A 15,585-nucleotide genomic window follows, 5' to 3' on the forward strand; every position below is an offset into this window, starting at 1 on the left:
GATTTTTCTTTTCCCTTTTCCGCTTGGGGACGCTTTTTTATGCAACAACCTGTTGTACGCGTTGGCGAGTGGCGAGTTACGCCGTCCATAAATCAAATTAGTCGGCAAGGTCGCCAACTGACGCTTGAACCACGCTTAATTGATCTTTTGGTGTATTTCGCCAGTCATCCTGATGAAGTCCTGAGCCGGGATGAGATCATTGATAACATCTGGATGCGCAATATTGTCACCAGTCATGTGGTTACCCAGAGCATTTCAGAACTCCGTAAATGGCTGAAAGACGGTGATGAACAGAGTCCAGAATACATCACCACTGTGCCAAAGAGGGGCTACAAGCTCACCGCGCCGGTGGTCTGGATGACTGAAGAAAGCGCCGACAGTGGGCCATCCACGCTTATAGCCTCACCAGAAACGACGCCTGCCGGACAGGTCAATACGCTTCCTGAACCGGAAACAGCATCCGCTCCCTCATTCAGACAGGCGCGAAAAAAAGTCGATCGACGAAATCGTGTCGCCTCCTTCTGGACCTGGCTACTGTTTCTGTTGTCACTTGGTGCGTTGATTGCGCTGGTTATCATGTCGCTTATCAATTCTCACCCACCGGTGACCAAAACACGTCTGCTACTCAATCCACGCGATATAGATGTACGCTTTGAGCGCGGTATCTCTTGCAACAAGTGGTCTTCTCAACAGTCCTACGCCATCGGCCTGGGAAACCTGATTACCTCGTCCCTGAACACATATTCCACCTTTATGGTGCATGACAAAACCAACTACAACGTGACAGAACCCAGTAGCTCCGGGAAAACACTCACCATCAAATTCGTTAATCAACGTCATTACCGGGCACAGCAATGTTTTATGTCTGTATTGCTGGTCGATAATGCAGACAGCTCTGTCATGCTGGACAAGCGCTACTTTATTACCGACAACACACTGTTATCGGTACAGGAAGATCTCCTCCACAGTCTCTCCGCCGTGTTGACGCAGCCCTGGCCACCTCGTATGCAGGCACAACTTGCCCAGTTCCGCAATTCGCAAAGCCTGTCGTTGGCGCAGTACTACCAGGCTGACCAGTTGATTATGGAAGGTGATGTCGTGTCATTAAATAAAGCCAGCGAGTTACTCAACGTCGTCGCAAAAGACGCACCTGACTTTATAAATGCGCTGCTGGAAAAAGTACTGGTGGATGTACTACGACATTCACAGCAACAGTTCAATGAACCTCAACTTACCGCGCTGAATAATGAGCTGAGTAAAATCGCGCAACTTCCCGGCATTGAGGAATCAGCAACGTGGTATCAAATACAGACTATCAATGGATTAAGTAAAGGTGATATTGACAATGCATACAGGAACATTAACAAAAGCATTGAACTCGAAATGTCCTGGCTAAATTATGTCTTACTGGGAAAGATCTATGAGATGAAGGGTGATAATCGTCTGGCGGCTGATGCTTATATTACAGCATTTAACTTAAGGCCGGGTGAAAACACTCTCTACTGGATTGAGAATGGCGTTTTCCAGACTTCCATTAAAAAAGCAGCCCCTTATTTAAAAACTTTTCTTGCACAAGAGTAGAAAGCGCCCTCTGAATGCGTTAATGAATTTATTCAGTAAGTAGTAAAAATGTTGCCAGGAGGTGTTAATTGTTACCTCCAGGCAACAATCCCCACCGTAATAAAAATATCATCAACCCCCTGTCAGATATCATTACTTATCTTTTCCTGATATAAAATTTTTATCCTGATATGTTAACGAAAAAATCTCAGGGTATCATTTTTTTGAAGTTGTCTTTTATTTCACTTTATCTTTAGGACTTCTCCTGTTCGCATCCGTAACCTTGCGGTCAGTCGGTCGGATCATTTTGAGCCTTAAACAACGGTCCGCACCTCCAAAATAAAATTCAGGAGAAACGAACATGAGTTCAGCCAAAAAGATAGGCCTATTTGCCTGCACCGGTGTCGTCGCCGGTAATATGATGGGAAGCGGTATTGCTTTATTACCCGCCAACCTTGCCAGCATCGGAGGCATTGCAATTTGGGGATGGGTCATTTCCATTATTGGGGCAATGTCTCTGGCATATGTCTACGCCCGCCTGGCCACCAAAAACCCTCAACAAGGTGGCCCAATTGCTTATGCCGGGGAATTATCTCCCGCTTTCGGTTTCCAGACCGGTGTGCTTTATTACCACGCAAACTGGATTGGTAATCTGGCAATTGGTATTACCGCTGTTTCTTATCTTTCCACCTTCTTCCCGGCATTAAATAATCCTGTTCCGGCAGGTATTGCCTGTATTGCAATTGTCTGGCTGTTTACCTTTGTGAATATGCTTGGCGGGACCTGGGTGAGCCGCCTGACGACTATCGGTCTGGTACTGGTGCTGATCCCGGTCGTAGTGACTGCGATTGCGGGATGGCACTGGTTTGATGCTGCCATCTATCAGGCAAACTGGAACACCTCTACCACTACCGACCCTCATGCGGTGATCAAAAGTATCCTGCTCTGCCTGTGGGCATTCGTTGGGGTTGAATCCGCTGCGGTAAGCACCGGGATGGTGAAAAACCCTAAACGCACAGTGCCTCTGGCAACCATGCTGGGTACCGCTCTGGCCGGTATTGTTTATATCGCGGCAACACAGGTGATTTCTGGTATGTATCCGGCCTCTGAAATGGCCGCTTCTGGCGCACCATTCGCTATCAGTGCCTCAACCATAATGGGTAACTGGGCTGCACCGATAGTATCTGCCTTCACCGCCTTCGCCTGCCTGACCTCACTGGGCTCCTGGATGATGCTGGTAGGCCAGGCCGGGGTTCGCGCCGCTAACGATGGTAACTTCCCGAAAATTTACGGCGAAGTTGATAGCAATGGTATCCCGAAAAAAGGCCTGCTGCTGGCAGCGCTGAAAATGACCGTACTGATGGTTCTCATCACCGTGATGAACTCAAGCGGCGGTAAAGCCTCAGACCTGTTCGGCGAACTGACGGGTATCGCAGTACTGCTGACCATGCTGCCGTATTTCTACTCCTGCGTTGACCTGATTCGCTTCGAAGGCGTTAACGTTCGCAACCTGGCAAGCCTGGTCTGCTCCATTCTTGGCTGCGCGTTCTGCTTCATCGCACTGATGGGGGCCAACTCCTTCGAACTGTCTGGCACCTTTATCGTCAGCCTCGTCATTCTGATGTTCTATGGCCGCAAGATGTACCAGCGCCAACATAACAACGAAGCCGAAAGCACCACTGCCGACGCACTTTAATCCCCCTTTCTTATAGCCCTTCCTGACACCTGTCACACCGTGACGGGAGGGGTTTTCTACACCTGGAGATAAGACTATGAATGTTATCGCTATCATGAATCACATGGGCGTTTACTTTAAAGAAGAACCTATCCGTGAGCTCCACCGCGCACTTGAGCGTCTGGATTTCCGTATTGTTTACCCAAATGACCGCGAAGACTTACTGAAACTCATTGAGAACAATGCGCGTCTGTGCGGCGTTATTTTCGACTGGGATAAATACAATCTCGAGCTGTGCGAAGACATCAGCAAAATGAACGAATACATGCCGCTGTATGCATTCGCTAATTCATACTCCACGCTCGACGTCAGCCTCAACGATCTGCGTATGAAAGTACGTTTCTTTGAGTATGCACTCGGTGCCGCTGACGATATCGCCGCCAAAATCAAACAGAACACAGATGAATATATCGACACGATTTTGCCGCCGCTGACCAAAGCGCTGTTCAAATATGTTCGCGAAGGGAAATATACGTTCTGTACACCTGGCCATATGGGCGGCACCGCCTTCCAGAAAAGCCCGGTAGGAAGTCTTTTCTACGACTTCTTCGGCCCTAATACCATGAAATCTGACATCTCGATTTCCGTATCCGAACTCGGTTCACTGCTTGACCATAGCGGCCCGCACAAAGAGGCAGAAGAGTATATCGCTCGTGTATTCAATGCTGAGCGCAGCTACATGGTGACCAACGGTACATCCACAGCGAACAAAATTGTCGGCATGTACTCAGCACCTGCAGGCAGCACTGTACTGATCGATCGAAACTGCCATAAATCGCTGACGCATCTGATGATGATGAGCGATATTACACCGATCTATTTCCGACCAACCCGTAACGCATACGGTATTCTCGGCGGGATCCCGCAGAGCGAACTTCAGCATGCAACCATTGCCAAACGCGTAAAAGAGACGCCAAACGCGACCTGGCCAGTGCACGCCGTTATAACCAATTCCACCTACGATGGTCTGCTCTACAACACTGACTACATCAAGAAAACGCTGGATGTAAAATCCATCCACTTTGACTCGGCCTGGGTACCTTATACCAATTTCTCCCCTATTTACGCGGGTAAAAGTGGGATGAGCGGCGGTCGTGTGGAAGGTAAAGTGATTTATGAAACTCAGTCCACGCACAAACTGCTGGCGGCGTTTTCTCAGGCTTCGATGATTCATGTAAAAGGCGACGTAAACGAAGAGACCTTCAACGAAGCTTACATGATGCACACGACAACCTCTCCGCACTATGGGATTGTGGCATCCACTGAAACCGCTGCGGCGATGATGAAAGGTAATGCCGGTAAGCGTCTGATCGACGGTTCTATTCAGCGCGCAGTGAAATTCCGCAAAGAGATTAAACGCCTGAAAGGCGAATCTGAAGGCTGGTTCTTCGATGTGTGGCAGCCGGAACACATTGATGAGCCTGAATGCTGGCCTCTGCGTTCCGATAGTGCATGGCACGGTTTCAAGAACATTGATAACGAGCATATGTATCTCGACCCGATTAAAGTCACCATTTTGACACCGGGGATGAAGAAAGATGGCACCATGGACGACTTCGGTATTCCTGCCAGTATCATCGCGAAATACCTTGATGAACAAGGCATCGTGGTTGAGAAAACGGGTCCGTATAACCTGCTGTTCCTGTTCAGCATCGGTATTGATAAAACGAAAGCCCTGAGTCTGCTCCGCGCACTCACCGATTTCAAACGCGCTTTCGATCTCAATCTGCGCGTGAAAAACATGCTGCCATCGCTCTATCGTGAGAATCCTGAGTTCTACGAAAGCATGCGCATTCAGGAGCTTGCACAGAACATTCATAAACTCGTTGAGCATCATAATCTGCCGGATCTGATGTTCCGTGCATTTGAAGTGCTGCCAAAAATGGTGATAACACCGTATGCCGCGTTCCAGAAAGAGCTGCATGGTGAGACGGAAGAGGTCTATCTCAGTGAGATGGTGGGCCGCGTCAACGCCAATATGATCCTGCCATATCCTCCAGGAGTACCGCTGGTTATGCCTGGTGAGATGATCACTGAAGAGAGCCGTCCAGTGCTGGAATTCCTGCAAATGCTGTGCGAAATAGGTGCTCACTATCCAGGCTTTGAAACCGACATCCATGGTGCATATCGCCAGGCGGATGGTCGTTATACCGTTAAGGTACTGAAAAACGATAAATAAAGACTAAAGGGAAGTGGCTTGCCACTTCCCTTTTTCACGCCGCAAGGAGATAACATGAAAACACCCTCACAACCGCGCGCGATTTATTACATCGTGGCGATTCAAATCTGGGAATATTTCAGCTTTTACGGCATGCGTGCTCTGCTTATCCTCTACCTCACCCATCAGCTTGGTTTCGACGATAGCCACGCCATCACACTCTTTAGCGCTTACGCATCTTTGGTCTACGTCACCCCTATTCTCGGCGGCTGGCTGGCTGACCGCCTGCTTGGCAACCGCACGGCCATTATTACCGGTGCATTGCTGATGACGTTCGGCCATGTGGTGTTAGGTATCGAATCTGACTCAACCCGCAGTCTGTACGCTGCACTGGCGATCATCATATGTGGTTACGGTCTGTTTAAATCCAATATCAGTTGTCTGTTGGGAGAACTTTATGCCCATGACGATCCACGTCGTGATGGCGGATTTTCGCTGTTATATGCCGCAGGGAACATTGGCTCCATTGCTGCGCCGATTGCCTGCGGACTGGCGGCGCAATGGTACGGCTGGCATATTGGCTTTGCACTGGCCGGGATCGGCATGTTTGCAGGTTTGCTGATTTTCCTCAGCGGGCATCACCACTTCCACCATACGCGCGGTGTTAATAAACAGGCATTATGCAGCAAAAAGTATCTCCTCCCGGTCTGGGGCTGGCTGCTGATAATGCTGTGCATCGCGCCCCTCTTTTTTACCCTGTTACTGGAGAATAATGGCTCTGGTTATCTACTGGTCGCCGTGTGCGCGTTTGCTGTGATAATGGTGGCGCGCATTATGATGAGATTTCCTGAGCATCGCCGCGCACTTTGGCAAATCGCGATACTGATGATAACAGGGACGCTGTTCTGGGTGCTGGCACAGCAGGGTGGCAGTACTATAAGCCTGTTTATCGACCGCTTTGTTAACCGACATCTGCTTAATATTGAGGTACCAACGGCGCTGTTTCAGTCAGTTAATGCCATTGCAGTAATGGCAGCAGGTATTGCCCTTTCCTGGCTAGCGCGTCCGGAAGGGAAAATACGCTCAGCGCTACGCGTATGGCTGAAGTTCGCATTAGGTCTGTTGTTAATGAGCGTTGGTTTTATGTTACTGGCGCTGAATGCACGTCATGGCGGGTTAAACGGACAGGTTTCAATGGGGATGATGATCGCCGGTCTGGCGCTAATGGGTTTCGCCGAACTGTTTATCGACCCGGTAGCGATGGCGCAAATCACCCGTCTGAATCTACCGGGCATCACAGGTCTGTTAACGGGGATTTATATGCTGGCAACAGGCGCAGTCGCCAACTGGCTGGCAGGACGCGTGGCGCAACAAACGACAGAGCCACAGATTAACGATACGGCGATTGCTGCCTATGCCCACTTTTTCTCTCAGATGAGCGGGTGGACGCTAGGCTGCGTGGTGCTGATCGTTACATTCGTTGGTTTGAGAAGATGTTTTACCCCTTCTCCACTCACGTTGCCGGAAACAGAGCACGATTAAAAGCCCCTTCGCCGCCAGGGAATGGCAGCGAAGGAATACCATCAAATCGCCGCGTCGTCTTCTTCGCCGGTACGGATACGGATCACGCGCGCCACGTCAAAGACGAAGATTTTGCCGTCGCCGATTTTGCCCGTCTGCGCCGTGCGAATGATGGTATCCACACAGGTATCCACGATGTCGTCGCTCACCACGATTTCAATTTTCACTTTCGGCAGAAAGTCCACCATGTACTCTGCGCCACGGTAAAGCTCGGTGTGGCCCTTTTGACGACCAAAACCTTTCACTTCCGTCACGGTCATCCCGGTGATGCCAACTTCCGCCAGCGCTTCACGTACATCATCCAGTTTGAAAGGTTTAATAATCGCATCGATCTTTTTCATGGTGGGTCCTTAAACTCTTGCCTGTAAGCTGCTTCGTAATCGGTTTCTCACAGTATCATATTCAAGCGAATTTTGCGGTACTACTCTTTAAAATCGTTCGCTTCCAGCTCGTGCCGAGACAGTAACTTGTAGAATTCGGTGCGGTTACGCCCCGCCATTCGCGCCGCGTGGGTCACGTTGCCTTTGGTAATTTGCAGCAGCTTACGCAAATAGTTCAGCTCGAACTGATTCCGCGCTTCGGCAAACGTCGGCAATGCCGTGTTTTCCCCTTCCAGTGCCTGCTCCACCAGCGCGTCGCTGATAACCGGTGATGAGGTCAGCGCGACGCACTGCTCAATTACGTTCACCAGTTGACGCACGTTGCCCGGCCAGCTTGCGGCCATCAACCGTTTCATCGCATCGGTGGAAAACGCACGAACGAACGGTTTATGGCGATCGGCCGCCTGGCGTAAAAGATGGTTCGCCAGCAGGGGAATGTCTTCCGCACGTTCGGCCAGCGCTGGGATCTTCAGGTTCACCACGTTCAAACGGTAGTATAGATCTTCGCGAAACTCGTTGCGGGCCATCACCTTCGGTAAATCGCGGTGTGTCGCCGAAATAATACGCACATTAATATCAATATCGCGGTTGCTGCCCAGCGGGCGAACTTTTCGTTCCTGCAACACACGCAGTAATTTAACCTGCAGCGGCGCAGGCATGTCGCCAATCTCATCCAGGAAAAGCGTGCCGCCTTCCGCTGCCTGGAATAACCCTTCCCGGCTGCTTACCGCGCCAGTGAAAGCGCCGCGGGCATGCCCAAACAGTTCAGATTCGAGCAGCTGTTCCGGGAGTGCGCCGCAGTTAATCGCAATAAAAGCGTTTTTGCTGCGCGGGCTGGCATTATGAATCGCCTGCGCTAGGATCTCTTTCCCGGTACCGCTCTGGCCGTTAATGAGCACGCTGACGTCAGATTGCGCCACCATACGGGCCTGTTCGAGCAGACGCAGCATAATGGGGCTGCGGGTGACGATAGACTCCCGCCACGCTTCATCATTCGACGGGGCAGCATGTTCCAGCGCGCTGTCGATAGCCTTATACAGCGCATCTTTGTCCACCGGCTTGGTCAGGAAGCTGAACACCCCCTGCTGTGTCGCGGCAACCGCATCCGGGATCGACCCGTGCGCCGTGAGAATAATGACAGGCATGCCCGGCTGCTGCTTCTGGATCTCCGCGAACAGCTGCAGGCCGTCCATTTCGTCCATCCGCAGGTCGCTTATCACCAGATCAATCTTCTCGCGGCTGAGAATTCTCAGCCCCTCCTGCCCGCTCTCAGCGGTTACCACGCTGTAGCCTTCACTCACCAGACGCATGCCCAGCAGCTTTAACAGCCCGGGATCGTCATCCACCAGTAAGAGATGGGCAGGCTTACGGCTGGTCATGGCTTCACATCCTCTTGTTTCGGCGTATCGCTGTCCGGTGCAGCAGATGAACTCCCCGGCTGATATTTACGCGACGAAAGCTGTCTTTCGATATCGGTCAGGTTTTCCAGCTTACGCGTCGTGGTATCCAGTTGCGTACGCAAATGTTGCTGCTGTTGACGCAGCGTATCAAGTTCGCTGTCGGTGGACTGCTGCAATTTGCTGTAGCGGGAGCGCTCTTCAGACAGTTGAAGTTGTAATGTCTGCCCATCACGCCAGAGCTGATATACCGGGCGAATCTGGACCGGAAGGTTGACCACAAACATGTCCAGCCGGGTCACGTTGGCGCGGCGTTCAACGGGTGTGATTTTCGCATCTGCCAGTAAAATCCCGCGCTTGAAAGCGTCCTGCCAGGTGTCGTCATCCAGCATCGCTGCTTTCGAACGAGCGTCTACCGGTGCCTGACGCTGGGCGCAATCTATTCCGCGTAGCCAGAACAGTGGGTTGCTTTCAACGTCATGACCTGACAGGTTCCAGATGTCCTCACAGCGGGTTGAAAGAAAGTCTGCCAGTTGGTTATCTGGCCATTTATCTTCTTGTTTATCGCTAATTGCACTTTGCGGCGCATGGGAAACACATCCTGCCAGAAATAAACAAGGCAAGCTCAGGCGAAGCGTGTTGCGGGAAAACACCGCGCGTACGGCGCGGAAAAAGACGTGTGACATACTCACCAGACATAGATTCATGTTATTGATTTTTCCGGCTCAGGGGCAATTCGATACGGAAGCAAACATCCGAACGTTCGTCCGTGACAATGTTTAGCTCACCCTGCATGCGTCGTATGCAGTCTCGGGCGATGCTCAAGCCCAGACCACTTCCTTTAACCGCACCTTTACGCTGATGACTCCCCTGGAAAAAGGGCTCAAATATCATGGCTTTTTCGTCATCGGGGATCGGGGTGCCGGTGTTAGCGACGTCAATAAACACCCGTGAACCATTCGTATAACTTCGGATATAAATGTTACCGGATTCAGTACCATAGTGCACAGCATTGGAGTAAAGATTATCCAGAACGCTCATTAACAGCATGGGTTCAGCCAGGCACGCTGGCGCATTCAGTTCTACACCGGTATGCATCATTTTAGCTCTTGCTGGCAAGCTATGAGCGGAGATCACCATATCCACCAGCGGCTCAATCTCGACGTTTTCCAGTACAACCGCGCCATCAGCCAGCTTGCGGTTGTAATCCAGCAGTTGCTCAATCAGCTTTTGCAGATTGCGGCTGCTGGCATCAAGGATCTCGACAATCTCTTTCTGTTCGGTGGTCAGCGGCCCAGCCACTTCGTCCGCCAGCAGTTCCGTGCCCTCACGCATGCTGGCCAGCGGCGTTTTAAGCTCATGGGAAATATGGCGCAGAAACTGATGACGCTGAGATTCGAGCCATGCCAGACGTTCAGACAGCCACATAATACGCTGGCCAACGGACCGCAACTCACGCGGACCTTTAAAGGCAACCGTATCACCGAGCGATTTTCCCTCTCCCAGACGGTTAATCATACGCTGAATGCCCTTCACCGGGCCGATGATCATGCGGGTAAAGAGCAGAACCAGCCCGAGACTCACCAGGAACAGCACCAGCGCCTGCCAGCCGAAGAACTGTCCACGTTCGGCAATCTCCTGCTGAAGCTGCTGGCCGCGCGAGAAAATCACGGTACGCGTTGACTGAACCATCTCGGTGTTGGCGCTGGCAAAGGCCTCCAGGCGCGCGGCGGCAGTCGTATCCGGACCGCTATTTTTACACTGTAGCTGAGCAAGGTCGTTCAGATCCTGACGTAACGCTTTATACAGGTTGTCATCCGGCAACACCCCTGCGTGGGCATCCAGCATCTCGCTATAGCGTTTACGCTGATTCTGATACACCTTTTCCAGCGTGCGATCGTCAAGCACACAGTACTGGCGATAGCTACGCTCCATCTCCAGCGCAGCATTGGTCATCGCTTCACTGCGCCTGGCGTCGATGAGCGTCGTGCGGTTAGTCAACGCCGCCTGAGCACTCAAGGCATTGAGACTTTGCCACGCCTGCCAGGCAAGGATCAGTAATGGCAGCAGGATCAGCAGGAAGGCCATCATGACAAGCTGTCGCAGGGAGCGGGGAAAAACGGGCCAGCGTTTCAACGCATTACTCTCTTAGTGGGGGTTTACGCAGAGCGTAACTGAGTCTGCCCTTCAGATACAACAAAGCCGGGTAAAAACCCGGCTTTGTTATGGAATGAGGCGGTGCCTAACTCGACGTTTCGCCCTGGCCTGATAAAGCATCGCTATGATCAGTAGTTGGACGGCAGGCACCTTTTTGTGCGTCATTCGAAGTTTATGTAGCACGTCCCGAAGGGGCTGACATAAGAGGGTGAATGAGCCACTGGTTAGTATTATGCAACAGCCGTGCCAGAATGCAAAACTAAAAATTAACACATTGATATATATAGTTTTTATTCATTTAACCTGTTAATTATCGGTTGAATGATTTCCAGGCTAAGTGTCGCTATTAAGCAACACCTTAACGGGAAACTGTCGTGTCATATACAAATCAATAAGTTAAATGTCTCCATTTGGAGACACACCTTTTACTGCGTTGTCGCGGTTTTGCGACAGATATAAAAAAGCCCGGTGGCGTTTCCGCTCACCGGGCCTGCATTCATTTTATTGCTTAACCCAACTGTTTACGCGCGTTGCGGAAGATACGCATCCACGGGCTGTCCTCGCCCCAGTTTTCCGGGTGCCAGGAGTTGCTCACGGTACGGAATACACGCTCCGGGTGCGGCATCATGATGGTTGCGCGACCGCTTTCGCTGGTAACAGCAGTGATACCGTTTGCCGAACCGTTCGGGTTGGCCGGGTAGGTTTGAGTGACCTTACCGAAGTTATCGACAAAGCGCAGCGCCACCAGGCCTTTGCTCTCCAGCTGAGCCAGATGCGCGGCGTCACGCACTTCAACCTGACCTTCGCCGTGAGACACCGCGATTGGCATCTGCGAACCGACCATGCCCTGCAGCAGCAGAGAAGGACTCTGAGTCACTTCCACCAGGCTAAAACGCGCTTCGAAGCGGTCAGACTGGTTGCGCACAAAGCGCGGCCAGGCTTCACTGCCCGGGATCAGCTCACGCAGGTTGGACATCATCTGGCAGCCGTTACACACGCCCAGCGCCAGGGTTTGCGGACGGTGGAAGAAGGTTTCGAACTCGTCACGCACGCGATTGTTGAACAGAATGGACTTCGCCCAACCTTCACCCGCGCCCAGCACGTCACCGTAGGAGAAGCCACCGCACGCCACCAGCGCCTGGAAATCTTCCAGACCGGTGCGGCCTGCCAGCAGGTCGCTCATGTGAACATCGATGGCATCAAAGCCCGCGCGGTGGAAGGCTGCGGCCATCTCAACGTGGGAGTTAACGCCCTGCTCACGCAGCACGGCCACTTTCGGACGCGCGCCAGTCGCAATGTACGGCGCAGCAACATCTTCGTTGATGTCGAAGGAGAGTTTCACGTTCAGGCCAGGATCGTTGTCATTTGCCTTCGCGTTATGCTCCTGATCGGCACATTCCGGGTTGTCGCGCAGACGCTGCATCTGCCAGGTGGTTTCTGCCCACCACATACGCAGCGTGGAGCGGCTTTCGCTGAACACGGCATGACCGTCAGCTTCAATGACGAATCGGTCGCCCTGAACGGCTTTACCCAGATAGTGCACACAATCTGCCAGACCGTGCTTCGCCAGAATCGCTTCAACCGCGTCGCGATCTGCCGCACGAACCTGAATCACGGCGCCCAGCTCTTCGTTAAACAACGCCGCCAGACGGTCTTCTCCCAGAGAGGCAATATTCGCTTCCACGCCACAGTGGCCGGTGAAAGCCATTTCTGCCAGCGTCACCAGCAGGCCGCCGTCGGAACGGTCGTGGTAGGCCAGCAGCTTACGCTGCGCAACCAGCGCCTGGATGGCATCGTAGAAGCCTTTTAACTGCGCCACATCGCGCACGTCTGCCGGCTTATCGCCCAGCTGACGGTAAACCTGCGCCAGCGCGGTCGCACCCAGCGCGTTGTTGCCTTTACCCAGGTCAATCAGCAGCAGGGCGTTGTCTTCGGTCACGAGCTGCGGCGTAACGGTATGACGAACGTCTTCCACGCGAGCAAAGGCGGAGATAATCAGCGACAGCGGAGAGGTGATCTCGCGCTGCTCGTTGCCTTCCTGCCAGCGGGTCTTCATCGACATGGAGTCTTTACCTACCGGAATGGTCAGGCCCAGCGCAGGGCACAGCTCTTCACCCACCGCTTTTACCGCTTCATACAAGCCTGCGTCTTCACCCGGGTGACCAGCAGCGGCCATCCAGTTCGCAGAAAGTTTGATACGTTTGATATCGCCAATCTGGGTTGCAGCGATGTTAGTCAGCGCTTCACCGACGGCCAGACGAGCAGAGGCCGCGAAGTCCAGCAGCGCCACCGGGGTACGTTCACCCAGCGCCATTGCTTCGCCGTAGTAGCTGTCGAGGCTCGCGGTGGTCACGGCGCAGTTAGCGACCGGGATCTGCCACGGGCCGACCATCTGATCGCGCGATACCATACCGGTCACGGTACGGTCGCCGATGGTCACGAGGAAGGTTTTCTCTGCCACGGCCGGCAGGTGCAGCACGCGGTTGACCGCTTCCGCAACGGTAATGCCCTGACGATCCAGCGCTTTTCCTGCCGCTTTGCGGGTTTCAACGTCGCGGGTCATCTTCGGCGTTTTACCGAGCAGAACGTCCAGCGGTAGATCGATCGGCTGGTTGTCAAAGTGGGTGTCGCTTAAGGAGAGATGCTTCTCTTCGGTCGCTTCACCAATAACGGCATACGGCGCACGCTCGCGGCGGCACAGCTCGTCAAACAGCGGTAATTGATCCGCTGCAACGGCCAGAACATAACGTTCCTGAGATTCGTTACACCAGATTTCCAGCGGGCTCATACCCGGCTCATCGCTCAGGATGTCGCGCAGGTTGAAACGACCACCGCGACCGCCGTCGCTCACCAACTCCGGCATGGCGTTAGACAAACCGCCCGCGCCCACATCGTGAATAAACAGAATTGGGTTAGCTTCACCCAGCTGCCAGCAGCGGTCGATCACTTCCTGGCAACGACGCTCCATTTCCGGGTTGTCGCGCTGCACGGAAGCAAAGTCGAGATCCGCATCAGACTGACCAGAGGTCATAGAAGAAGCCGCCCCACCGCCCAGGCCGATGTTCATTGCCGGACCGCCCAGTACGATCAGCTTCGCGCCCACGACGATCTCGCCTTTCTGCACGTGATCGGCGCGAATGTTGCCGATCCCGCCCGCCAGCATGATCGGTTTGTGGTAGCCGCGCAGCTCTTCGCCGTTGTGGCTGTCCACTTTCTCTTCATAGGTACGGAAGTAACCGTTCAGCGCCGGACGACCAAATTCGTTGTTAAACGCCGCGCCGCCCAGCGGGCCTTCAGTCATGATATCCAGCGCAGTTACAATGCGCTCTGGCTTGCCGAAATCTTCTTCCCACGGCTGTTCAAAACCCGGGATGCGCAGGTTGGAAACGGAGAAACCGACCAGACCGGCTTTTGGTTTTGCACCGCGGCCCGTTGCGCCTTCATCACGGATTTCACCGCCGGAACCGGTCGCCGCACCCGGCCACGGGGAGATCGCCGTCGGGTGGTTATGGGTTTCGACCTTCATCAGGATATGCGCGGGCTCCTGATGGAAGTCATAGCGCCCTGCTTCGCGATCGGCGAAGAAGCGGCCCACCTCGGAACCTTCCATTACCGCAGCGTTGTCTTTGTAGGCAGACAGCACGTGGTCAGGGGTTTTTTCCATGGTGTTTTTAATCATTTTGAACAGCGACTTCGGCTGCTGTTCGCCGTCGATAACCCATTCGGCGTTGAAAATCTTGTGACGACAGTGTTCAGAGTTGGCCTGCGCGAACATATAGAGTTCGATGTCATTCGGATTGCGGTTCAACTTAACAAACGCATCCTGCAGATAATCAATTTCGTCTTCTGCCAGTGCCAGGCCAAGACGCAGGTTCGCGTCAATCAGTGCCTGGCGCCCCTGCCCCAGCAAATCCACGCTCTGTACCGGCGCAGGCTGATGGTGGGAGAATAGCTTCTGCGCGTCATCGAGAGAGGCAAAAACACTCTCCATCATGCGGTCATGAAGCTCAGCTGCAACCGCCTGCCACTGTTCTTCGCTCAGAGTGGAAGCTTCCACATAGTACGCCACGCCGCGTTCCAGACGGTTAATCTGGCTCAGGCCACAGTTGTGGGCGATGTCGGTGGCTTTGGAAGACCAGGGGGAGATGGTGCCCGGACGCGGTGTCGCAAGGATCAGTTTGCCGGTTGGCGTATGGCTGCTCAGACTTGGGCCATACTTGAGCAGGCGTTCCAGCTGTACGCGCTCCTCTGCATTCAGGGGGGCATTCAGGTCAGCAAAATGGACATACTCAGCGTAAATATTGCTTACCGGAAGGTCGGCCGCCTGAAAACGTGCCAGCAGTTTGTTAATACGGAAGGCAGACAGTGCAGGCGAACCACGCAGAATTTCCATCATAAGTCTCTCGTCTTCGAAGCGCCGGGGCGCTTACAGTGTGCGCAAGGGGGGAAAACGGGCGTCATTATAGAGAATCCTGAGCGCCGACGAAACCGTTTGCGTCGAAATAAAATCTACGCAGATGTTTAACAATAGATGTGACCTGTCTCTCTAATGGGTTGCCAAGTGGCGCAAGTTTACGCAAAATGCCGCTCATTCAATGGCAAACCTTATTATTAACA

Annotated in this window: 9 protein-coding genes; 4 read left to right on the forward strand and 5 right to left on the reverse strand. The window is 53.0% G+C overall.

The features are described from left to right. Window positions 1-39: 39 nt before the first annotated feature. The 4 genes from cadC (at window position 40) to LCD46_16780 (ending at window position 6,995) form a co-directional block, all read left to right on the forward strand. Window positions 40-1,581 (forward strand): lysine decarboxylation/transport transcriptional activator CadC, encoded by a 1,542-nt coding sequence (gene cadC / locus LCD46_16765; protein UOY69709.1) that lies wholly within the window; start codon window positions 40-42, stop codon window positions 1,579-1,581. 340 nt (window positions 1,582-1,921) lie between these two features. Continuing rightward, window positions 1,922-3,256, forward strand: coding sequence for a cadaverine/lysine antiporter (gene cadB / locus LCD46_16770; protein UOY69710.1), 1,335 nt, complete (start codon window positions 1,922-1,924; stop codon window positions 3,254-3,256). 76 nt (window positions 3,257-3,332) lie between these two features. After that, window positions 3,333-5,474 (forward strand): lysine decarboxylase CadA, encoded by a 2,142-nt coding sequence (gene cadA / locus LCD46_16775; GenBank protein UOY69711.1) that lies wholly within the window; start codon window positions 3,333-3,335, stop codon window positions 5,472-5,474. A 54-nt stretch (window positions 5,475-5,528) separates the two neighbouring features. After that, a complete protein-coding gene (locus LCD46_16780; GenBank protein UOY69712.1) occupies window positions 5,529-6,995 on the forward strand; it encodes an oligopeptide:H+ symporter in 1,467 nt (488 codons plus the stop codon). Between the two features lie 41 nt (window positions 6,996-7,036). Here LCD46_16780 and glnB read toward each other — a convergent pair whose 3' ends face one another. The 5 genes from glnB to purL all read right to left on the reverse strand — a co-directional run bounded on the left by glnB (window position 7,037) and on the right by purL (window position 15,364). Beyond that, complete coding sequence (gene glnB / locus LCD46_16785; GenBank protein ID UOY69713.1) at window positions 7,037-7,375, reverse strand: nitrogen regulatory protein P-II; 339 nt, start codon at window positions 7,373-7,375, stop codon at window positions 7,037-7,039. Window positions 7,376-7,455: 80 nt separating this feature from the next. Then, on the reverse strand, window positions 7,456-8,793 hold the full coding sequence (glrR, locus tag LCD46_16790; protein UOY69714.1) for a two-component system response regulator GlrR: 1,338 nt from the start codon (window positions 8,791-8,793) through the stop codon (window positions 7,456-7,458). Further along, the gene (gene qseG / locus LCD46_16795) at window positions 8,790-9,518 is read right to left on the reverse strand and encodes a two-component system QseEF-associated lipoprotein QseG (GenBank protein UOY69715.1); all 729 of its coding nucleotides are present in this window, start codon (window positions 9,516-9,518) and stop codon (window positions 8,790-8,792) included. The genes glrR and qseG overlap by 4 nt, the downstream gene beginning before the upstream one ends. 1 nt (window position 9,519) lies before the next feature. Beyond that, window positions 9,520-10,947 (reverse strand): two component system sensor histidine kinase QseE/GlrK, encoded by a 1,428-nt coding sequence (qseE, locus tag LCD46_16800; GenBank protein UOY69716.1) that lies wholly within the window; start codon window positions 10,945-10,947, stop codon window positions 9,520-9,522. 529 nt (window positions 10,948-11,476) lie between these two features. Then, on the reverse strand, window positions 11,477-15,364 hold the full coding sequence (gene purL, locus LCD46_16805) for a phosphoribosylformylglycinamidine synthase (GenBank protein ID UOY69717.1): 3,888 nt from the start codon (window positions 15,362-15,364) through the stop codon (window positions 11,477-11,479). Between the last annotated feature and the right edge of the window lie 221 nt (window positions 15,365-15,585).

Origin of the sequence: Enterobacter ludwigii, from assembly GCA_023023105.1 — a bacterium.
GTDB classification, from domain to species: Bacteria; Pseudomonadota; Gammaproteobacteria; order Enterobacterales; family Enterobacteriaceae; genus Enterobacter; species Enterobacter adelaidei.

Coding starts and splice junctions, on each gene's coding strand:
- cadC (UOY69709.1), top strand. CDS start 40: ATGCAACAACCTGTTGTACGCGTTGGCGAGTGGCGAGTTACGCCGTCC.
- cadB (UOY69710.1), top strand. CDS start 1,922: ATGAGTTCAGCCAAAAAGATAGGCCTATTTGCCTGCACCGGTGTCGTC.
- cadA (UOY69711.1), top strand. CDS start 3,333: ATGAATGTTATCGCTATCATGAATCACATGGGCGTTTACTTTAAAGAA.
- LCD46_16780 (UOY69712.1), top strand. CDS start 5,529: ATGAAAACACCCTCACAACCGCGCGCGATTTATTACATCGTGGCGATT.
- glnB (UOY69713.1), bottom strand. CDS start 7,375: ATGAAAAAGATCGATGCGATTATTAAACCTTTCAAACTGGATGATGTA.
- glrR (UOY69714.1), bottom strand. CDS start 8,793: ATGACCAGCCGTAAGCCTGCCCATCTCTTACTGGTGGATGACGATCCC.
- qseG (UOY69715.1), bottom strand. CDS start 9,518: ATGAATCTATGTCTGGTGAGTATGTCACACGTCTTTTTCCGCGCCGTA.
- purL (UOY69717.1), bottom strand. CDS start 15,364: ATGATGGAAATTCTGCGTGGTTCGCCTGCACTGTCTGCCTTCCGTATT.